Annotated in this window: 17 protein-coding genes; 9 read left to right on the top strand and 8 right to left on the bottom strand. The window is 58.7% G+C overall.

Annotated features, from left to right (window positions below; genetic code table 11):
• The first annotated feature begins 13 nt into the window (after nucleotides 1-13).
• On the top strand, nucleotides 14-910 hold the full coding sequence (iolE, locus tag OXR61_RS20380; RefSeq protein WP_021507395.1) for a myo-inosose-2 dehydratase: 897 nt from the start codon (nucleotides 14-16) through the stop codon (nucleotides 908-910).
• 110 nt (nucleotides 911-1020) lie between these two features.
• On the opposite strand, the gene OXR61_RS20375 is transcribed toward iolE, so the two are convergent.
• The 3 genes from OXR61_RS20375 to glpD form a co-directional block, all read right to left on the bottom strand.
• On the bottom strand, nucleotides 1021-1479 hold the full coding sequence (locus OXR61_RS20375; protein ID WP_021313409.1) for a DUF943 family protein: 459 nt from the start codon (nucleotides 1477-1479) through the stop codon (nucleotides 1021-1023).
• Entirely contained in the window at nucleotides 1479-2318 is an 840-nt protein-coding gene (locus tag OXR61_RS20370; RefSeq protein ID WP_021507396.1) for a DUF3289 family protein, read from the bottom strand. The genes OXR61_RS20375 and OXR61_RS20370 overlap by 1 nt, the downstream gene beginning before the upstream one ends.
• Nucleotides 2319-2498: 180 nt before the next feature.
• Entirely contained in the window at nucleotides 2499-4007 is a 1509-nt protein-coding gene (glpD, locus tag OXR61_RS20365) for a glycerol-3-phosphate dehydrogenase (RefSeq protein ID WP_021507397.1), read from the bottom strand.
• 227 nt (nucleotides 4008-4234) lie between these two features.
• Between glpD and glpE the strand changes: the two genes are divergently transcribed.
• The 5 genes from glpE (at nucleotide 4235) to malQ (ending at nucleotide 10980) form a co-directional block, all read left to right on the top strand.
• Nucleotides 4235-4561: a thiosulfate sulfurtransferase GlpE gene (gene glpE, locus OXR61_RS20360; protein WP_021313438.1), complete on the top strand. Its 327-nt coding sequence runs from the start codon at nucleotides 4235-4237 to the stop codon at nucleotides 4559-4561.
• A 32-nt stretch (nucleotides 4562-4593) separates the two neighbouring features.
• Complete coding sequence (glpG, locus tag OXR61_RS20355; protein WP_031279683.1) at nucleotides 4594-5418, top strand: rhomboid family intramembrane serine protease GlpG; 825 nt, start codon at nucleotides 4594-4596, stop codon at nucleotides 5416-5418.
• A 43-nt stretch (nucleotides 5419-5461) separates the two neighbouring features.
• Complete coding sequence (locus OXR61_RS20350; RefSeq protein WP_021507399.1) at nucleotides 5462-6220, top strand: DeoR/GlpR family transcriptional regulator; 759 nt, start codon at nucleotides 5462-5464, stop codon at nucleotides 6218-6220.
• A gap of 240 nt (nucleotides 6221-6460) precedes the next feature.
• The gene (gene malP / locus OXR61_RS20345; protein ID WP_021507400.1) at nucleotides 6461-8866 is read left to right on the top strand and encodes a maltodextrin phosphorylase; all 2406 of its coding nucleotides are present in this window, start codon (nucleotides 6461-6463) and stop codon (nucleotides 8864-8866) included.
• A 56-nt stretch (nucleotides 8867-8922) separates the two neighbouring features.
• Nucleotides 8923-10980, top strand: coding sequence for a 4-alpha-glucanotransferase (gene malQ / locus OXR61_RS20340; protein ID WP_021507401.1), 2058 nt, complete (start codon nucleotides 8923-8925; stop codon nucleotides 10978-10980).
• Nucleotides 10981-11016: 36 nt separating this feature from the next.
• On the opposite strand, the gene nfuA is transcribed toward malQ, so the two are convergent.
• Together nfuA and gntX are read right to left on the bottom strand one after the other, a co-directional pair.
• Nucleotides 11017-11592 (bottom strand): Fe-S biogenesis protein NfuA, encoded by a 576-nt coding sequence (gene nfuA, locus OXR61_RS20335; RefSeq protein WP_021507402.1) that lies wholly within the window; start codon nucleotides 11590-11592, stop codon nucleotides 11017-11019.
• Between the two features lie 58 nt (nucleotides 11593-11650).
• Entirely contained in the window at nucleotides 11651-12328 is a 678-nt protein-coding gene (gntX, locus tag OXR61_RS20330) for a DNA utilization protein GntX (protein WP_021507403.1), read from the bottom strand.
• 35 nt (nucleotides 12329-12363) lie between these two features.
• Here gntX and bioH point away from each other — a divergent pair, with 35 nt between their 5' ends.
• The gene (bioH, locus tag OXR61_RS20325) at nucleotides 12364-13137 is read left to right on the top strand and encodes a pimeloyl-ACP methyl ester esterase BioH (RefSeq protein ID WP_021507404.1); all 774 of its coding nucleotides are present in this window, start codon (nucleotides 12364-12366) and stop codon (nucleotides 13135-13137) included.
• Here bioH and OXR61_RS20320 read toward each other — a convergent pair.
• Nucleotides 13118-14806 (bottom strand): alpha-amylase family glycosyl hydrolase, encoded by a 1689-nt coding sequence (locus OXR61_RS20320; RefSeq protein ID WP_021507405.1) that lies wholly within the window; start codon nucleotides 14804-14806, stop codon nucleotides 13118-13120. The two genes, bioH and OXR61_RS20320, sit on opposite strands and share 20 nt — an antisense overlap.
• 96 nt (nucleotides 14807-14902) lie before the next feature.
• Nucleotides 14903-17236: a Tex family protein gene (locus OXR61_RS20315; protein WP_021507406.1), complete on the bottom strand. Its 2334-nt coding sequence runs from the start codon at nucleotides 17234-17236 to the stop codon at nucleotides 14903-14905.
• Nucleotides 17237-17469: 233 nt separating this feature from the next.
• Between OXR61_RS20315 and OXR61_RS20310 the strand changes: the two genes are divergently transcribed.
• Entirely contained in the window at nucleotides 17470-18732 is a 1263-nt protein-coding gene (locus OXR61_RS20310; RefSeq protein WP_021507407.1) for a hypothetical protein, read from the top strand.
• A gap of 53 nt (nucleotides 18733-18785) precedes the next feature.
• Nucleotides 18786-19292 carry a transcription elongation factor GreB gene (gene greB, locus OXR61_RS20305; RefSeq protein WP_021507408.1) on the top strand — a complete coding sequence of 169 codons (507 nt, stop codon included), beginning with the start codon at nucleotides 18786-18788 and terminating at the stop codon, nucleotides 19290-19292.
• A 102-nt stretch (nucleotides 19293-19394) separates the two neighbouring features.
• Here the strand turns inward: greB and yjbE are convergent, their stop codons facing one another.
• Nucleotides 19395-19637, bottom strand: a complete 243-nt coding sequence (gene yjbE, locus OXR61_RS20300; protein WP_021507409.1) for an exopolysaccharide production protein YjbE — start codon at nucleotides 19635-19637, stop codon at nucleotides 19395-19397.
• Between the last annotated feature and the right edge of the window lie 396 nt (nucleotides 19638-20033).

The following is a 20033-nucleotide window of genomic DNA, read 5'->3' as shown; positions in this document are numbered from 1 at the left end:
CAGGGAGCTGAAAATGAACCAAGAGAACGTCAAACTGGCGATTGCGCCGATTGGCTGGACCAACGACGACATGCCGGAACTCGGCAGCGAAAATACTTTCCAGCAAACGGTCAGCGAGATGGCGCTGGCGGGTTTCACCGGCAGCGAAGTGGGCAGCAAGTATCCGCGCGATCCGGCAGTGCTGAAGCCGATGCTGGATATCCGCGGTATGCAGATTTGTAACGCCTGGTTTAGTACCTTTTTTGCCAACGGTGACAAAGCGAAAACCATCGATCAGTTCATCAACCACATGAATTTCCTGCACGCCATGGGCGCGCGCGTGATTGGCTGCTCGGAACAGAGCAAAAGCATTCAGGGCACGTCGCTGCCGGTGCTGGAGCAGAAGCCGGTTTTCACTGACGAAGAGTGGCGCCTGACGGCAGAGGGTTACAACGAACTGGCGGCGATCGCAGCGCAGAAAGGGATGCGCGTGACGCTGCATCATCACATGGGCACCGGCATTCAGACGCCAGCCGAGATCGACCGTTTTATGACAATGACCAACGATAACGTCGGTCTGCTGTACGACACCGGCCACATTTACTACTCCGAAGGATCACAGCAGGTGATGCTGGATGTGCTGACCCAGCATCTGCCGCGTATTTTCCACGTGCATCTGAAGGATGTGCGTGACAGCGTGGTGGCAGAGGTGCGCGCAAACTCGCTGTCGTTCCTCGACGGAGTGAAGAAAGGCACCTTCACCGTACCAGGCGATGGCGTGATCGATTTCAAACCGGTATTCAAAATCCTCGATGATTACGGCTACAAAGGATGGATGGTCGTCGAAGCGGAGCAGGATCCGGCCATCGCTAACCCATTCGAATATGCAGTAAAAGCCCGTAAATATATTCGTGACAATGCCGGGCTGTAAGTTTGCGTGTTAATTAGCGCAATGAATTGCGCCGCTACGATAAATTCGGTAGTGACCTTCGCCATTATCGATCGCACACACTGTAGCGGCGCGATTTATCGCGCTATGTATTAATTTCGCTTCTGCAATTGACTCATTTCGTTGTCTTTATTCACTGTGTAATTTCCTGAATCCAGTGAGAATATCACGCCACCATCCTGCTTCCGCTGAATTTTCATCAGTAAATTTTTATCCAGACAATTAGCAGGGGGTTGCATTTGCTTAAAGCAAATGCGGTCCTTTTTTTCTAATGACTGATATCCCTCACCTAGTGCATAAAAATAATAGGTAATGGGGCCATTATCATTAAAGGCTTTAATATTGTATTTTGACGTTATTTGCGGCTGGTGAATCAACCACCACCTTATTTTTTTATCGTCAGAGTAAGGCAGGTGATCGACGATAATTGATGCAGAATAGTAATCCTGGTGAACGTCAATAACGTTAACTTCCCTGAAGTTCAGGTAGCAGTATATGCCACTGGCTAATGCAACAAGCAGAATTAATCCTGCCCATGTCTTCCTGTTCATTAACGGCCGCCTTCAATATCTATCACAGCATCCATGTTCGTCAGAAAAGGACGAAAGCCAAATTTATCATAACGTTGTAAGGTGAACCATATCTTAAAAAACTGAAATTGTCTGAATTTATGCTTGTGAATATCATGCGTATCCAGACCGAAATGATCCTGTCCGCTGAAGCGCATTTTTGCCCTCCAGCGCGCACCATTAGCGTCAAGACTCAATATGTCAATTTTGGTAGCATAAACATCATGAACTGTAATGCCTAAACCATTTATTTTATCCATAATTAATGAATCGAATTTTGGCAGGATCGAGTTATTAATGGCAGAATTAATATCACCTATATTTTTCAATGGCAGGCCTTTGATACCATAATCAATATTAACATTGAGCGTATCAATTATGGCTTTGTGTGTACTGTTTATGCTTCTGTCGTTCATAATTTTGTCCCGATATGCCATATCCAGCGACAAATCCCGAAACGGCAGGCCGCTGGAGCGCATAAAATGCTCCAGCATCTTATTTATCAGGAAACGTTGCGGGCCAACAAGTGCGAAAGGTAATGACGTGGTTTGCATCTCAGCAAACAGCAGCCTGGCGCACTCCAGCGGTGAAAGCTTTTCGCCAGGTTTCGCATAAGCACCAGCAAAGCGCGACTGGGGATTATGGAAGGGATGCAGCCACGTCATGCTCCACGGGTCGACCACATTGGAAATGTGGGTGAGGCCGAATTCGTTTTTCATCCGGCGTTCACAGATATCGCCGTAGCGCATATCGTCAGCGCCATAGTCATTAAACATGCGCTGTGTGGTGAAGATATTGAGCGGAAAAGTGGCTAAAGCCATGCGTGATACTCCCTGTCACTGACGAGTCCGTTAATCCGGTCGCGGATTATTTAGTCAGTAAGTGGAGCGGTGAGAATTGATCTGGTGCAGTGCCTTGTGTGAATAACCTCTCGCCGACACAAAAAGAGAAAAAACAAAAACCCCGCGCGGTGGCGGGGTTGAGGACAATGCTTAAGGCGATTACGAAGCCAGCGACAGCGCCGGTTTCTGGCCGTTTTCCGCCAGCCAGTCGCGGATGCGCGCCTGTTCGGCTTCGCTCAGCCACATACCCTGTTTGGTACGGCGCCAGATGGCGTCGTCCAGCTCGCGCACCCACTCGTGTTTCACCAGGTAACGCAGTTCGGCTTCATAGAATTCGTGGCCAAAGTTTTCACCCAGATCTTCACGGCTCTTCGCGCCTTCCAGCAGCACTTCAGTACGGCTGCCGTAGGTGCGGGCGAAGTGACGCGCCATGCCTTCGCTGATGAACGGATAGCGACGGCGCAGGCTGGCAGCGTAATCTTCACGCGTACCGGAGAAATCACCGCCTGGCAGCACGGCGTTTTTGGTCCACGCTGGACCGGCATCAGGGTAGTATTTCGCCAGTTTCTCCAGCGCATGCTCCGCCAGCTTGCGATAGGTGGTCAGCTTGCCGCCGAATACGGACAGCAGCGGTGCCTGACCGTTGTCGTCGTGCACGTCCAGCGTGTAATCACGGGTGATCGCCTGCGGTGAATCAGATTCATCATCGCACAGCGGACGCACGCCGGAGTAGGTCCAGACGATATCGTCGCTGGTCAGCTGCTTTTTAAAGTGCGCGTTATACACCTTCAGCAGGTAGCTGATTTCATTGTCATCGATTTTGACATTTTTCGGATCGCCTTGGTATTCGACGTCGGTGGTACCGATGATTGAAAACTCATCCATCCACGGAATCACAAACACGATACGGTTATCTTCGTTCTGCAGAATGTAAGCCTGCTTTTCGGTGTGCACGCGCGGCACCACGATATGGCTGCCTTTGATCAGGCGAATACCGTACGGCGATTTCAGTTTCAGGCCATCGTCAAAGAACTGCTTCACCCAGGGGCCGGCGGCGTTAACCAGCCCTTTGGCGCGCCAGGTGTAGGTTTTGCCGGTATCGACGTCTTCCGCTTCCACCATCCATAGGCCGGCTTCACGCCAGGCGCGGGTAACGCGGGTGCGGGTGCGTACTTCGCCGCCCTGTTTCACCACTTCCTGCGCGTTAAGCACCACCATGCGCGCATCGTCTACCCAGCAGTCGGAATATTCGAAACCGCGCGTAATTTCAGGCTTCAGGGCCGATTCCGCGCCAAAACGCAGACCTTTACTGCCTGGCAGCGTAGTGCGCTTACCGAGGCGATCGTACATAAACAGGCCCATGCGGATCATCCACGCCGGACGCAGATGCGGGCGGTGTGGCAGACGGAAACGCATCGGGAAGGCGATGTGTGGCGCCATTTTCAGCAGCACTTCACGTTCGGCCAGCGCTTCGCCCACCAGACGGAATTCGTAATGTTCCAGATAGCGCAGGCCACCGTGAATCAGCTTGGAACTGGCAGAGGAGGTTGCACAGGCCAAATCCCGCGCCTCCAGCATTAGCACTGACAGGCCGCGTCCTGCAGCATCCACTGCAATGCCGGCACCGTTGATGCCGCCGCCGATCACGATCAGGTCTTTGGTTTCCACGTCATCTCCTCCGATGTTCGGAATAGTTCTAAAATGTTCGTTTTCGAGCGTAATAATAATCGGAAACCAACATTGACGCCAGCGCTTAACTCAATAAAAACATTCTTGCGTGATATAGCTAACATTTCGGCAGGAAAAAAATCACATATCCACAGGATTTGTCAGGTTATAGCGGCGGCTTATCAGGGTAAACTAACGCCAATTGATGACGAGGTAATGAGAGACCCATGGAAACCTTCGAGTGTATTAACGTCCTGCAGGCTAACGAGCATCTGGCACAGGGAGCGCAACTGGTAGACATCCGCGATCCGCAAAGCTTCGCCATGGGCCACGCCACTGGTGCCCAACATCTGACCAATGACAACCTGGCGACGTTCATTGCCGGCGCCCGGCACGACCAGCCGGTGCTGGTGATGTGCTATCACGGTAACAGCAGTAAAGGCGCGGCGCAGTTCCTGTTAAGCCAGGGCTTTAGCGACGTCTACAGCATCGACGGCGGTTTTGATGCCTGGCGCGCGGCGTTTCCGACGCAGGTCGCCACCGGCAGCCTCTGATTGACCGATTAAAGGAAGGAGAGCACCGCATGATGCGCATCACCCAGTTTAACCAGCCGCGCATGGCGCAGGCGTTTGTCGATTACATGGCGACGCGTGGCGTCACGCTGCGCATTGAGCGCGAAAGTCACTGTGTCATTGTGCTGGATGACGACAGCAAGCTGGAGATGGTCGAAAACGAACTCGCGCAGTTCGTGCGCGATCCCAACCATCCACGCTATCAGGCGGCGAGCTGGCACAGCGGTACCACCGACAGCGGTCTGCGTTATGAGCGTGGCAATATCTGGGCAAACATTCGCGAACGCGCGGGCCCGCTCACGCTGACCATCATGATCGCCTGCGTAGCGGTGTTTATCCTGATGCAGATTGTCGGCGACGATGTGGTACTCGGCTGGCTGGCCTGGCCGGCGGATTCCTCCCAGTATTTTCAGGTGTGGCGCTGGTTCAGCCACGCGCTGCTGCACTTCTCGCTGCTGCACATTCTGTTCAACCTGATGTGGTGGTGGTATCTCGGTGGTGCGGTAGAGAAGCGCCTCGGCAGCGGCAAGCTGTTCGTTATCATGCTGATTTCAGCGCTGCTGAGCGGCTGGATGCAGGCGAAGTTCAGCGGCGTGCTGTTTGGCGGGCTGTCCGGCGTGGTCTATGCGCTGATGGGCTACTGCTGGCTGCGCGGCGAGCGCGATCCCGAAAGTGGCATTTATCTCGAGCGCGGCCTGATTGGCTTCGCTATTGTATGGCTGGTGATTGGCTGGTACGGCGCCTTTGGCCTGTCGATCGCGAACGCTGCGCATGTCACCGGTTTGCTGGTGGGGCTGGCAATGGCGTTCGTTGATACGCGCAAACGCGCACGTCACTAGTAGCAGGATAAAAAGAACACGGCCTTGAGCCGAGGAGAGAGATGTGAAGCAGACGCAACGTCATGACGCCATTATCGATCTGGTCCGGCGTCAGGGGTATGTCAGTACGGAAGAGCTGGTGGATCACTTTGAGGTCAGCCCGCAGACTATCCGGCGCGATCTGAACGATCTGGCCGATCAAAACAAAATTCAGCGTCATCACGGCGGCGCAGCGCTGCCTTCCAGCTCGGAAAACACCGCGTGGCAGGATCGCAAAATGATGTGGTCGGCGGAAAAGGCACGCATCGCCGAGCGCGTGGCGAGCCAGATCCCGGACGGCGCAACGCTGTTTATTGATATCGGCACCACGCCGGAAGCGGTGGCGCATGCGCTGCTCAACCACAACAATCTGCGTATCGTCACCAACAACCTCAACGTGGCGATTTTGCTGATGGGCAAGCCGGATTTCCGCGTGATCATCGCTGGCGGTGAAGTGCGCACGCGCGACGGCGGTATCATGGGGGAAGCCACGCTCGATTTTATCTCTCAGTTCCGGCTCGATTACGGCATTCTCGGCATCAGCGGTATTGATATGGACGGTTCGCTGCTGGAGTTCGACTATCACGAAGTGCGCACCAAGCGCGCCATTATCGAGAACTCGCGCTGCGTGATGCTGGTGGTGGATCACTCGAAGTTTGGCCGTAACGCCATGGTTAACCTTGGCAACATGAGCCTGATTGATTACCTGTATACCGATCAAACCCCGCCGTTAAGCATACTGAAGGTGATTGAACAGCACGAAGTCCATCTGGAGCTGTGCTGATTTCCCAGGTGCGCATCAATGCGCACCTTGTGATGCAGCAGGCCATCGTTACCAAACCGCACCCTTAGCGCATTGTGCCGTATTGTAGGGTCGCCATTGATGGCGACCAGGCCGCAGCGGCACGCCTTTTTTCACTGCATCTTCATTTCCCTGTCGCTTTTTTCAGCGTCCCCGGCTTAACTTACTCTTTCAGATTTGCGCTTGCCCGTGTTTACCGTTTCGGATGCAAAGGGATGCACTATGTCGCCGCTAAAATTCAATAAAACCCGCTTTGACGCCGCGCTGACCCGCCAGTGGCAGCAGCTCGGACTGACTTCCGCCCGGCAGATGACGCCGCATCAGTGGTGGCAGGCGCTCAGCCGGGCGCTGATGGAACTGCTCGCCGCACAGCCGCCCGTGCCGCCGAAAAGCGCTCAGCGCCACGTTAATTATCTCTCGATGGAGTTTCTGCCCGGCCGGTTGACCGGTAACAACCTGCTCAATCTCGGCTGGTATAACGAGGTGGCTGCCGCGCTGGCAGAGCACGAGGTTGAGCTGAATGAACTGCTGGAGGAGGAGGTCGATCCGGCGCTGGGCAATGGCGGTCTGGGACGGCTCGCGGCCTGCTACATGGATGCGATGGCGACGGTCGGCCAGCCGGCGATGGGGCACGGCCTCAACTATCAGTACGGCCTGTTTCGTCAGTCGTTTGTGGCCGGACAGCAGCACGAAGCGCCGGATGACTGGCAGCGCGATCGCTATCCGTGGTTCCGCCATAACGCCGCGCTGGATGTGCCGGTGGGGCTGGGCGGTAAGGTCAAAAAGCGCGACGACGGCAGCGTCGAATGGCGTCCGGCACAGCAGCTGATCGGCCAGGCCTGGGATCTGCCGGTAATCGGCTATCGCAACGGCATCATGCTGCCGCTGCGCCTGTGGCAAGCCACCAGCGCGCAGCCGTTTGACCTGACGCTGTTTAACGCCGGGAAATTCCTGCAGGCGGAGCAGCCGGGCATTGAAGCCGACAAGCTGACCAAAGTGCTCTATCCCAATGACAACCATGCGCCAGGTAAACGTCTGCGGCTGATGCAGCAGTATTTCCAGTGCGCCTGCGCGGTGAGCGACATACTGCGTCGTCACCAGCTGGCGGGCCGTGCGCTGCATACGCTGCCGGATTTCGAAGTGATTCAGCTCAACGATACCCATCCCACTATCGCTATTCCGGAGCTGCTGCGCCTGCTGCTGGATGAGTATGGCCTGAGCTGGGACGACGCCTGGCACATTACCAGCCGCACCTTTGCGTATACCAACCATACGCTGATGCCGGAGGCGCTGGAGCGCTGGCCGGCGAGCCTGCTGCGCGAACTGCTGCCGCGCCATCTGCAGATCATCAAACAGATCAATCGCCAGCTGAAGCAGCAGGTTAAACAGCGCTGGCCGAACGACAGTGCCCTCTGGCACAAGCTGGCGGTGGTGAGCGACGGCGAAGTGCGCATGGCCAATTTGTGCGTGGTGAGCTGTTTCGCCGTCAACGGTGTGGCAGCGCTGCACTCGCAGCTGGTGGTTAACGATCTGTTCCCGGAATATCACCAGCTGTGGCCGCACAAGTTTCATAACGTCACCAACGGCATTACGCCGCGGCGCTGGCTGAAGCAGTGCAACCCCCTGCTGTCCGCGCTGATTGACGACAGCCTGCAGGTGGAGTGGGCCAACGATCTCGACGCGCTGGAATGGCTGGCGCCGCTGGCGAAGAAGAAAAGTTTTCGCCAGCAGTTCCGCACCATTAAGCAGCAAAACAAACTGCGGCTGACGGTGTACATCAAACGCGTGACCGGCATTGATATCAATCCTGACGCGCTGTTTGATGTGCAGATCAAGCGCCTGCATGAATACAAACGCCAGCATCTCAGTCTGCTGCACATCCTGCACTGCTATCGCCAGCTGCGCGATAACCCGGACAATCCCGACTTCGTGCCGCGCGTATTTTTGTTTGGCGCTAAGGCGGCGCCCGGCTATTTGCTGGCAAAAAACATCATCTGTGCCATCAATAAAGTCGCGGAGGTGATCAACAACGACCCGCTGGTGGGCGATCGCCTGAAGGTGGTGTTTGTGCCGGATTACCGGATTACCGCCGCCGAGCTGATGATTCCGGCGGCCGATCTCTCGGAGCAGATCTCCACGGCCGGTTACGAAGCCTCCGGTACCGGCAACATGAAGCTGGCGCTCAACGGCGCGCTGACGATTGGCACGCTGGACGGGGCTAACGTGGAGATTGCCGAGGCGGTCGGTGAGAAAAATATCTTTATCTTCGGCAACACGGTGGATGAGGTAAAAGCACTGAAGGCCGACGGTTACAGTCCGAAGAAGCTGCGTAAGCACGATCGCTATCTCGACGGTTTACTGAAGGAGCTGGAGAAGGGCAAATTCAGCGACGGCGACCGGCAGGCATTTGCGCCGCTGCTGGAGAGCCTGAGCAAACAGGGCGATCCGTGGCTGGTGCTGGCCGATTTCGCCGCCTACATCGCGGCGCAGCAGCGTGTCGAAGCGCTGTGGCGCGATCCGGAAGCGTGGACCAAAGCGGCGATTCTCAACACGGCGCATACCGGCCGCTTCAGTGCCGATCGTTCGATTCGCGATTATCAACAGCGTATCTGGCAGGCGGCGCGCTGAGCCGCCGGAAAATGACGCTGCATGCGTAATGTGCGCACGGCAACGAAGGAGACAACATGGCCATGAAGAAACTGGATCAGGCTGCACGGGATGCCGGTATCGCACTGAGTTTTATCAACAATAAAGGTGAGTCACAGACCATCAGCGACGACACCAAACGCGCGCTGCTGGCGCTGATGGACGCTCCGACGGGCAACGCGCCACCGCTGCCGCCGGTGCTGGTGTTCACGCCGCCCGGGCAGCCTGAACTGACGCCGCAGGGCAGCGACGACTACCGCTGGCAACTGGTGAGCGAGCAGGGGCAGCACTATGACGGCACGCTGAGCGCGGGAGAAAGCCTGGCGCTGCCGGCAGAACTGCCCGAGGGCTACCATCAGCTCACGCTGAGCACTTCACGCCAGCAGTGGCAGACGCGCATTATCATCGCACCGGCGCGCTGTTATCTGCCGCCAGCGCTGGCGCAGGGGGAGAAGCGCTGGGGCGCGCTGGTGCAGCTCTATACGCTGCGCTCGGCGCGTAACTGGGGCATCGGCGACTTTGGCGATCTGATGCAGATGCTGGAGCAGGTCGCCGCTCACGGCGGCGATTTCATCGGTCTCAACCCGCTGCATGCGCTCTATCCGGCGCAGCCGGATCACGTCAGCCCGTACAGCCCGAGCTCGCGCCGCTGGCTCAACGTGCTGTACATCGACATCAATCAAATCGACGAATTCACCCAAAGTGACGCCGCCCAGCGCTGGTGGCACAGCGCGCCAACGCGCAAAGCGCTGCAACAGGCGCGCAGCGCAGCGTTTGTCGATTACCGCGCGGTGACGACGCTCAAGCTGACTGCGCTGCGTTTTGCCTGGCAGCACGCGCAGCCGCAGCTGACACAGCAGCCGGCGTTTCAGCAATTTCTTGCGGAAGGCGGCGATGCGCTGCGCTATCAGGCGGCATTTGACGCCATCGTGGCAGCGCGCAGCCAGCAGCATCCCGATGAGTGGGGCTGGGAAAAGTGGCCGTCAGGCTGGCAGCAGGCGCAGCAGCCGGAGGTGCAGCAATGGTGCGCGCAGCATGAGGACGACATTCTGTTCTGGAGCTGGCTGCAGTGGCTGGCGCAGCAGCAGTTCGCCGCCTGCTGGCAGCGTAGCCAGCAGCTGGGGATGGCGGTCGGGTTATATCGCGATTTGGCGGTTGGCGTGGCACAGCACAGCGCGGAAACCTGGCAGGATCCGCAGCTGTATAAGCTGGGCGCGTCGGTGGGCGCACCGCCGGATCCGCTTGGCCCGCTCGGGCAGAACTGGGCGCTGCCGCCGCTCGATCCACATGTACTGCGCGCGCGGGGCTATCAGCCGTTTATCGATCTGCTGCGCGCCAATATGCGCGATTGCGGGGCGCTGCGCATCGATCACGTTATGGCGCTACTGCGTTTGTGGTGGATTCCCTATGGCGAAAGTGCCGATAAAGGCGCGTATGTCGCCTATCCGGTGCACGACCTGCTGGCGATCCTTGCGCTGGAGAGTCAGCGTCAGCGCTGCATGGTGATCGGTGAAGATCTCGGCACCGTGCCGCAGGAGATCGTTAGCCTGCTGCGCGACCGCGGCATTTTTTCGTGGAAGGTGCTGATGTTCGAGTGCGGGGAGGACGGGCAGTTCCGGCCACCGGCAGCCTATCCGCGCCAGTCGATTGCCAGCGCCAGTACCCATGATTTGCCGACGCTGAGCGGATTCTGGCATGCCGCCGATCTGCAGTTGCGCGAGCAGCTGGGGCTGTTTACTAAACGCAGCATGCTGAAGGCGGCCATCGCGGAACGCGATGGGCAGAGAACCGCGTTGCTGAACGCCCTGAGCGAGGCGCAAGCCATTGATACGCGCAGCAAAAACCGCGCCGGCCAGCGTCTGACGCCTGCGCTGAATCAGGGCGTGCACCGCTTTCTGGCGTACACCGACAGCGCCCTGCTGGGGCTGCAGCCGGAGGACTGGCTGGGAATGGAGACGCCGGTCAACGTGCCGGGCACGGTAGCCGAATACCCCAACTGGCGGCGCAAACTGCGCGTACCATTGGAGAAGTTGTTTAGTTACCGGAAAGTGCAGCAGCTGCTGGCGATCGTCAATGAAGGGCGTAAGAAGCCGTAAAACACGCGGCAGCCGGGGTGGCTGCCGCATCTTCTATCAGTAGTAGGAGTGCTCGCCGCGCTGATGCTCGGTGAGATCGCGCACGCCTTTCAGCTCAGGGAAGGCGGCCAGCAGCTCTTTCTCGATGCCGTCTTTCAGCGTCACGTCAATCATCGAGCAACCGTTACAGCCGCCGCCGAACTGCAGAATGGCGTAGCCTTCGTCGGTGATCTCCATCAGCGAGACGCGACCGCCGTGGCTGGCCAGCTGCGGGTTGATCTGCGCCTGCAGCAGATACTCCACGCGCTCAACCATCGGCGCATCGTCCGACACTTTACGCATCTTAGCGTTCGGCGCTTTCAGCGTGAGCTGTGAGCCGAGGTTATCGGTCACGAAGTCGATTTCCGCATCTTCGAGGTACGGCGCGCTCAGCTCATCAACATAGGCAGACAGCTTGTCGAACTTCAGTTCGGTATCGGTGGCTTCGACCGCGTCCGGCGGGCAGTAGGAGACGCCGCACTCGGCGGTTGGCGTACCCGGGTTAATAACGAATACGCGAATCTGGGTGCCATCTTCCTGTTTTGACAGCAGTTTTGCGAAGTGCTCTTGCGCAGTATCAGTAATACGGATCATGGCGATTGCTCAATAGTTGACTAAAATACCTGGTTATAATACGCCCAACGCCGACGCTCTACAAGGTACGGCACAGGCATCCTATGTGTACGCTGGCCGCGCCCTGCGCCAGTAATAAGCGGCTGATTTCCCCCACCGTGCTGCCGGTGGTCACCACATCATCGATAAGCAGGATGTGGCGTCCGCGCACCGCCATTTCAAGGCGAAACGCGCCACGCAGATTGCTTTTCCGGGCGCGGGCGCTGAGCACATGCTGCACCGCACCGTGTCGCACCCGGCGCAGACCTTCGCGGTATTCACAACCGAGCCAGCGCGCCAGCGGTTTAGCCAGCAGCGCGGCCTGATTATACCCGCGCTGCCAGGCGCGGCGGCGATGCAGCGGCACGCTCAGCACCAGATCGATACGCGGCAGCGGCTGCTGGCGGCGCTTTGTTAATAATTTTAACAAAAGCAGCCGTGCCAGCATTACCCTGAGTGCGGTTGCGCGCGAGAATTTGAGCCGCTGCACCCATTCGCTCAGCGGCGGCACATAATCACTCACGCAAGTGAGAGCGTGCCACGGCGGCGGCCGGCGCAGGCAGCGTCCGCACGCTTGATCGCCGCTGGCCGGCAGTCCGCAGCAGGGACAGAGCGCCGGCAGCGCCGGTAGCTGGCGCAGACATACGCTGCACAGGCCGTGCCGGGCGATACGCAGCGGCAGACGGCATAGCCAACACAGGGCAGGGATTGCTAGCATAGCGACCTCCTTTTCACTTTTCGGGAGTGTAACCGATGAGTTCGCTTTACTGGCACACCACAGGCACAGGCGATCGCGATCTTGTGCTGCTGCACGGCTGGGGACTGAACGCCGAAGTGTGGCAACACATTGTTCCGCGACTCAGCCCGCATTTTCGTCTGCACCTGGTGGACCTGCCGGGATTTGGCCGCAGCCAGGGATTTGGGCCGCTGAGCCTGGCGCAGATGGCGCAGCAGCTACTACCGCAGTTGCCAGCGCGCGCTGTGCTGCTTGGCTGGTCGCTGGGCGGCTTAGTGGCCAGCCAGCTGGCGCTGAGCCAGCCCGATCGCGTGGCGGCATTGATTAGCGTGGCGTCGTCGCCGTGCTTTACCGCCCGGGATGAATGGCCCGGCATTCAGCCTGAGACGCTGGCGACGTTCCAGCAGCAATTGAGCAGCGATTTCCAGCGCACCGTGGAGCGTTTTCTCGCGCTGCAAACCATGGGGACGGAAAATGCGCGTCAGGACGCGCGCCAGCTGAAAGAGGTAGTGCTGTCGCAGCCGATGCCGTCGGTAGCGGTACTGGAAGGGGGATTGAACATTCTGCGCCACGATGATTTGCGCAGCGCACTGGATGGGCTGACGCTGCCGTTCCTGCGTATCTATGGCGCACTGGATGGCCTGGTGCCGCGCCGCATTGCGCCGCAGCTGGATGCGCGCTGGCCGCATTCGCAGTCGGTTGTCATCGCGAAGGCCGCGCACGCGCCGTTTATTTCGCACCCGGAGGCGTTCTGCCAGCAGGTGCAGCAGTTCATCCACGCAGCCACATAAACTGCCAGGCGGCCAGCACCAGCGGCTGGCTGCCATCCACGCGCTGCCCGCTGATCACATCCTGAAAAGGGCGCGCCTGCGGCAGCGCGGTGCTGATCTCGCGGCTGCTGAGATTGAACACGCACAGTAACCCTTCGTCGCTGTCCGCCGCGTAACGGCGCAGCAGCAGCACCGCGTTGTCGCTCTCCAGCAGCGTCATCGGATTGTCCGGATGGAACGCCGGCTGCCGGGTGCGCAGCTGAATCAGCGCGCTAAGCCGCTCAAACACCTGCTGACGCAGCGGGTTGCCGCCGCTGATTTGCTGTTCGATATCGCGCAGGCTGAACTTCTCACGGTTGATGGCGCGGTTGTGCCCGGCAGCGCGCACGCCTTCGTTGTCATTGCGCGAGCCGAGAATACTTTGAATATAGATGGCGGGCACGCCGGGAAAGGCCAGCAGAATCGCGTGCGCCAGCAGGAAACGGCGCAGGCGCGTGTCGTCATCGTCGGTCTGGTGATTGAGCGCATCCAGATACGTTACGTTGATTTCATACGGGCTGGTGCTGCCGTCCGGGTTGTTTTTATAGGACACCAGCGCGCCCTCCAGCGCCAGTTCACGCACCAGCGCCACAATCTCGACTTCCGACAAAATGCCGCGTGCCGGATTGAGGCCAATGCCGTCGTGCGAGGCGAGAAAATTGAAGAAGGTGGTGCCGCCATTCCCGGGCTCAAGCGTGCTGGCCCACTGGCGCAGCGCGCGTGCCGAGCCGGAGTGAATGGCGTGCAGCACCAGCGGTGGCAGTGAAAACTGGTAGACCATCTGCGCTTCGTCGTGGCCGTTGCCGAAATAGCTGATGTTATCCTGATGCGGCACGTTGGTTTCGGTCACGATCACCGTACCTGGCGCGACTTCGTTGGCGATGGCGCGAAACAGCTTCACCAGCTGATGGGTTTTGGTCAGATGGATACAGCGTGTGCCCGGCGTTTTCCACATGTAGCCCACCGCGTCCAGCCGCACGTAATCCGCGCCTTTGTTGAGATAATCCAGCAGCACGCCCACCATGCGGATCAGCACCTGCGGATTGGCGAAGTTGAGATCGATTTGGTCGGCGCTGAAGGTGGTCCAGATAAAGCGCGTGTCGCCGTTAGCGAGGGTAAACGGCGTCAGCAGCGGTGAGGTGCGCGGGCGCGTCACGGCACTGAGATCGGTGGCGGGCGGCATGCTGATAAAGAAGTCGTCCCAGCCGGCATCCTGCGCCAGAAAGTGGCGAAACCACGCGCTGTGCGCCGACATGTGGTTACAGACGAAATCGAACATCAGCCGGGTTTCGCTGTGCAGCGCCGTGATGTGCCGCCAGTCACCGCAGATAGGATTTACCTGGTGATAATCGATAACCGAGAAGCCATCGTCGGATGAATAGGGGAAAAATGGCAGCAGATGCACCAGGCTGAAGGTGGACTGCAGATGCTGCTGATAAAAGCGCGTAAAGCTGGCGAGCGTGGGCTGCTCGGGTTCGCGGAACTGGTCGGCGTAACTGATCAGCACCACGTCTTTTTCATCCCAGTGCGCTTTACGCGGCAGTTTTGCCGTGTCGCGCGCCGCGCGGATGTGCGAAAGCAGGCGCTCGCGCGCCACGACGGGGAAGCTACCTTCATAAATCTCATCGAGCAGGAAGTTGATAATGTCCATCGGATCGCCGGGTTACGCGGAAGGTCATTTTTTCACACGGTTTTTTCAGCGTAGTCCGCCAGGACAATTTATCAACCTCCTGTACTCGCGCGCCGCTTAGCGTTTCTTCCCAAACGCGGCCGCCAGCGCATCGCCCATCGCACTGTTACCGACGCTGCTGCTGGCAGGTTTGCCGCGGCCTTTGGCACCGGCGGCCGGCCGCGCGGCCTCTTTGCCTGCGCCACGGTTGCCGCCGCTGCGCGCGTTGCTTTCACCCGGTTGCTCATCCAGACGCATGGTCAGCGCGATACGCTTACGCTGCAGATCGACTTCCATCACCTTCACTTTGACGATATCGCCGGCTTTCACCACCTGATGTGGATCGTCTACGAATTTGTCCGACAGCGAAGAGATGTGCACCAGGCCGTCCTGATGCACGCCGATATCGACGAACGCGCCGAAGTTGGTCACGTTGGTCACTGCACCTTCCAGCACCATGCCAGGCAGCAGGTCGTTGAGCGTCTCCACGCCTTCGGCAAACTGCGCGGTTTTGAACTCCGGACGCGGATCGCGGCCCGGTTTCTCCAGCTCTTTGATGATATCGGTGACGGTCGGCAGCCCGAAACGCTCATCGGTGAAGTCGCGCGCATTCAGGTCGCGCAGGCTACCCGGATTGCCCATCAGTTCATTCAGCGCCTGTTCCGTAGCGGCGAGAATGCGCTCTACCAGCGGATAGGCTTCCGGATGCACCGTTGAGGCATCCAGCGGATTATCGCCGTGGTTGATGCGCAGGAAGCCGGCGCACTGTTCAAAGGCTTTCGGCCCAAGGCGGCTCACCTTCAGCAGTTGCTGGCGGTTCTGGAAACGGCCGTTTTCGTCACGCCAGCTGACAATGTTCTGCGCCATCATGCGCGTCAGGCCGGCGACGCGTGTCAGCAGCGCCACCGAAGCGGTATTCAGATCGACGCCCACGGCGTTCACGCAGTCTTCCACCACCGCATCGAGTTTTTTCGCCAGCTGGCTCTGGCTGACATCGTGCTGATACTGGCCGACGCCAATCGATTTCGGGTCAATTTTGACCAGCTCTGCCAGCGGATCCTGCAGACGACGGGCGATAGACACCGCACCGCGCAGCGAAACGTCGAGATCGGGGAACTCCTGCGCCGCCAGTTCGGAAGCGGAATAGACGGATGCTCCGGCCTCACTGACAATCACTTTTTGTGCTTTGATTTGCGGGAACTGCTTCTGTACGTCGAGGAAGAAACGCTCGGTTTCACGTGAAGCGGTGCCGTTGCCGATCGCCACCAGTTCAACCTGATGTTTCGCGCACAGTGCCGCCACCGAGGTCGCGGCTTTGGCCGCCTGGCCGGTATGCGGATAGATGGTATCGGTCGCGACCAGCTTGCCGGTGGCATCGACCACCGCCACTTTGACCCCGGTGCGCAGGCCAGGATCGAGGCCCATGGTGGCGCGCATGCCGGCGGGTGCCGCCATCAGCAGATCGTGCAGATTACGGGCAAACACGTTGATCGCTTCGTCTTCTGCCCGTTCGCGGATGGTGCCCATCAGTTCGGTTTCGAGGTGCAGCAGGACCTTGATGCGCCAGGTCCAGCTGACCACGGCTTTGCGCCAGCTGTCGGCCGGTGCGTTGTTCAGGCGCAGGCCAAGGTGGTCGGCGATCAGCGTTTCACCGTAGCTTTCGCGCGGCGCTTCATCAAACTGCGGATCGGCGTTGAGCGACAGCTGTAAAATGCCTTCGTTACGGCCACGGAACATGGCCAGCGCGCGGTGCGACGGCACGCTGCTCAGCGCTTCGTGATGATCGAAGTAGTCGCGGAATTTAGCGCCTTCTTCCTCTTTGCCTTCCACCACGCGTGCAACCAGATGGGCGTTCTTCCACAGGTAATCACGCACTTTCGCCAGCAGCGTGGCGTCTTCGGCGAAGCGCTCCATCAGGATATAGCGTGCGCCATCCAGCGCGGCACGCACATCGGCAACGCCTTTGTCCGCGTCGACATAACGCGCTGCCAGCTGCTCGGGATCCTGAGACGCGTCGTTCCACAGCGTCTCTGCCAGCGGTTCCAGCCCGGCTTCGATAGCGATCTGCCCGCGCGTGCGGCGCTTCTGCTTATAAGGCAGATAGAGATCTTCCAGCTCGGTTTTGTTCAGCGTGCCGTTGATGGCAGTGGCTAATTCCGGCGTCAGTTTGCCCTGGTCATCAATGGATTTCAGAATCGACTGGCGGCGTTCCTCCAGCTCACGCAGATAGCCGAGACGGCTCTCCAGCGTACGCAGCTGGGTATCATCCAGCCCGCCGGTCACTTCCTTACGGTAACGTGCGATAAACGGCACGGTGTTCCCTTCGTCCAGCAAGCGAATGGCGGCGTCAACCTGGTCGGCGCGTGCCTTCAGCTCACCTGCGATAATCTGGCTCAGCGAATCTTTCATCATCAGTAACGGTCTTGCTTACACAGGGTTAGAAATAGGGGACAGTTATACGGACTGAGGCCGCAAATTGCCAGCCGCTGACCGGTGAATCCGTCTTTTTCTGAATGCAGCGCGCAACTCAGAGAAACTTAGCCACCTATGTGTTAAACCCCAGCGCAATGGCGTACCGGTTGCTGCCAGGCTGGCCCCGCCTCTGCCCTATAATCCGTGGCAAACCACGGAAGGAGGGTGAAGCAATGATCAAATTACTGCTGCTGCTGGCCGGACGCGAGCTGCTGGTGCGTTATCGTCTGCTGATTTATGGCCTGGCGCTGTGCGGCGTGCTGCTGGCCGGCATGATCGTGGCGGACGTGCTGGTCGATGGGCATATCAATCTGTCGCTACAGGTGCTGGCGCTCTTACTGTCGCTGTCGCTGCTGTTTAACCTGCTGAGCGGCGAGGTGTCGCTGCAGCGCTGGCTCAATCTGCTGTTTTCCCTGATTTTTGTCGGCACGCTGCTGGCCGGCGCGCTGTGGCACGGTGATGAAAGGCAACTGAAGAAACTGCTGCTGACGGTGATGGAAATCTGCCTGTTGTTTAACGGCCTGTTTCGCTGTCTGAGCGCGGCGCTGATTCAGCGCCAGCGCTGGGTGCGACATTTTATGCTGGGCTGCGGCGAGATGGTGCTCAGCGTGGTACTGTTTTTCAATGACAACCTGCATACCTGCCTGTTGCTGGGCAGCTGGCTGGTGCTGTTGCTGCTGTCGTTCAGCCTGACGGTGTGGCGCGTCTGGCGCCAGTGGCAGCGCCTGCCGGCGGGTCAGTCCGTTACGCTGCTGCCGTGGTTTTGTCGCGGCCATCGTCATATCGCGCGGCTCCGTCCGTGGCAGCAGGCCCGCTTTCCGCCGGTCGCCGCGGCATTTCCTCTCTGTGTCCACGTCTGGCAGGCGCAGTCTGAAGCCAGTCAACAGCCGAAGCGCTATGTGATTGACCGTTACATCGGCGTGATTAACGGTGAAGGGCACTTTTGTACCGGCCACGCGGCACTGAGCTTTGGCGAGCGCGGCTACATCAGCCTGTATCCGCAGCAGGAGATCGATCCGCAACCGCACGAGCTGCCGCGTCTGCTGCTGGCCGGACAGATTAACGATCGCCCCGGCCGTTTTCTCCCCTCGCTGGCGGCAGAGATTGCCGACTGGCGCAGCCCGGATTTAACCTTCAGTTTTCAGCACTACAACGGGCAGGCGCTCGCCAGCTACTGGCAGGCCAACCGTGGTGACAGCCTGTATAATCTGACGGCAAAAAACTGTTCGACCACCGTGGTGGATGCGCTGGACGTGGCGTTTGAAGGCTATTACGGCCAGCGGCTGCAGCAGGTGTTTGCGCTGCTGCTGCAGCCGGCATTCTGGGGCGCCTGCGTGCTGCGCGAACGGGCAGAAATCATGACCTGGACGCCCGGCCTGGTCGCCGATTATGTGCGCCTGATGAAAAAGACGCTGGGTGCCTGTCCGGGCAGGTAAGGCTTTGTGATAGCCTCTGTGCAGTGAACAGGGCTGTAACCACGAGTGAAGCGATGAAAACCCAACTGATTACCCGCGAAGGCTATAACAAGCTGCGTGCTGAGCACGACCATCTGTGGAATGAGAAGCGGCCGGAAATCACCCGCATTGTCTCCTGGGCCGCCAGCCTGGGCGATCGCTCTGAAAACGCCGATTACACCTATAACAAGCGCCTGCTGCGCCAGATCGATCGCCGCGTGCGCTATCTGCGTAAATGCCTCGCCGAGCTGAAAATCGTTGATTATGCGCCGCAGCAGGAGGGCAAAGTGTTCTTCGGTGCCTGGGTGGAAGTAGAGAATGAGCAGGGCGATGTGAAGCGTTTTCGCATCGTCGGACCGGACGAGATCTATGGCGATACGGTGAAAGAGTACATCTCCATCGACTCGCCGATGGCGCGCGCGCTGATCAAAAAAGAGGTGGATGACGAGGTGACGGTGAACACGCCGGAAGGACAGAAGGTGTGGTTTGTGAACCGCATTGAGTACGTCACGGAAAGTGAGGAAAAAAGAGGCGGAGAGTAATGGCCTGGTGAAACAAGCCGGGGCGCAACTTATTCTCCGCTGGCGAAAGGGCTGGCAGTATAAGAGGGGGAAGCGCCGCAGCCTTGCCGCGCCAGATAAGCGTTATTTGCCCGGCGTGGTCGCCGTGGTCGTTGAGGTGCTGCTGCCGCCGTGATCGCCGCCGCCCATGGTGGCCAGCGCGACGCCGAGCAGGGCTCCCACCGCACCGATGCCGATAGCATCGGAATTACCTTTGGCCGTGGTCGACGCCTGTGCGCCGGCGGCTTCGCCCGCTGGCGTAGCGGCCTGAACCTGTGTGAGGCTGGTGAGTACCAGAGCGCTCAGCAGAACAACGGTTTTTTTCATCTTTCTTCTCCATATGAACTCAATAAGCAGGTACCGATGCAGTGTCGGAGATCATTTGCGCAGAGGAAAGGGGAGTTTACTGACTGATTTAAATCACTTTATTTAACGCTGGCCTTATTTTACGCGCGCACTGGCACTGTTCCGAGCGCGGATACGCAGTCAGCGGCGAAAACGCGATATTTTATGCTGCTGAGCGCGGCCGCTGGCTTATCCTGCAGGCGAAACTTAAGCCAAATGGCGCGCCCCGCCTGACGGCGGAAGCGGGACGGCCCGGCTGGACCACTCGCCGGCAGAAAACGGCGCTGATTTTCAGACAAGCGCTAAACGGCGTAAAAATCAGTCAGAAAAGCGCGAGCGAAGCCGCAGTTCGCGGTTAAAATTAAAGATAAGCTGCTG

Origin of the sequence: Pantoea sp. GM_Pan_4 (genome assembly GCF_026541005.1) — a bacterium.
Lineage (GTDB): Bacteria > Pseudomonadota > Gammaproteobacteria > Enterobacterales > Enterobacteriaceae > Pantoea > Pantoea dispersa.
The sequence above is the reverse complement of the archived record's forward strand: the minus strand, read 5'-3'. Positions and strand labels throughout refer to the sequence as shown.

Excerpts from the sequence above, each read along its gene's own strand:
- iolE (WP_021507395.1), top strand. The coding sequence starts at position 14 with ATGAACCAAGAGAACGTCAAACTGGCGATTGCGCCGATTGGCTGGACC.
- OXR61_RS20375 (WP_021313409.1), bottom strand. The coding sequence starts at position 1,479 with ATGAACAGGAAGACATGGGCAGGATTAATTCTGCTTGTTGCATTAGCC.
- OXR61_RS20370 (WP_021507396.1), bottom strand. The coding sequence starts at position 2,318 with ATGGCTTTAGCCACTTTTCCGCTCAATATCTTCACCACACAGCGCATG.
- glpE (WP_021313438.1), top strand. The coding sequence starts at position 4,235 with ATGGAAACCTTCGAGTGTATTAACGTCCTGCAGGCTAACGAGCATCTG.
- glpG (WP_031279683.1), top strand. The coding sequence starts at position 4,594 with ATGCGCATCACCCAGTTTAACCAGCCGCGCATGGCGCAGGCGTTTGTC.
- malP (WP_021507400.1), top strand. The coding sequence starts at position 6,461 with ATGTCGCCGCTAAAATTCAATAAAACCCGCTTTGACGCCGCGCTGACC.
- malQ (WP_021507401.1), top strand. The coding sequence starts at position 8,923 with ATGGCCATGAAGAAACTGGATCAGGCTGCACGGGATGCCGGTATCGCA.
- nfuA (WP_021507402.1), bottom strand. The coding sequence starts at position 11,592 with ATGATCCGTATTACTGATACTGCGCAAGAGCACTTCGCAAAACTGCTG.
- gntX (WP_021507403.1), bottom strand. The coding sequence starts at position 12,328 with ATGCTAGCAATCCCTGCCCTGTGTTGGCTATGCCGTCTGCCGCTGCGT.
- bioH (WP_021507404.1), top strand. The coding sequence starts at position 12,364 with ATGAGTTCGCTTTACTGGCACACCACAGGCACAGGCGATCGCGATCTT.
- OXR61_RS20320 (WP_021507405.1), bottom strand. The coding sequence starts at position 14,806 with ATGGACATTATCAACTTCCTGCTCGATGAGATTTATGAAGGTAGCTTC.
- OXR61_RS20315 (WP_021507406.1), bottom strand. The coding sequence starts at position 17,236 with ATGATGAAAGATTCGCTGAGCCAGATTATCGCAGGTGAGCTGAAGGCA.
- OXR61_RS20310 (WP_021507407.1), top strand. The coding sequence starts at position 17,470 with ATGATCAAATTACTGCTGCTGCTGGCCGGACGCGAGCTGCTGGTGCGT.
- greB (WP_021507408.1), top strand. The coding sequence starts at position 18,786 with ATGAAAACCCAACTGATTACCCGCGAAGGCTATAACAAGCTGCGTGCT.
- yjbE (WP_021507409.1), bottom strand. The coding sequence starts at position 19,637 with ATGAAAAAAACCGTTGTTCTGCTGAGCGCTCTGGTACTCACCAGCCTC.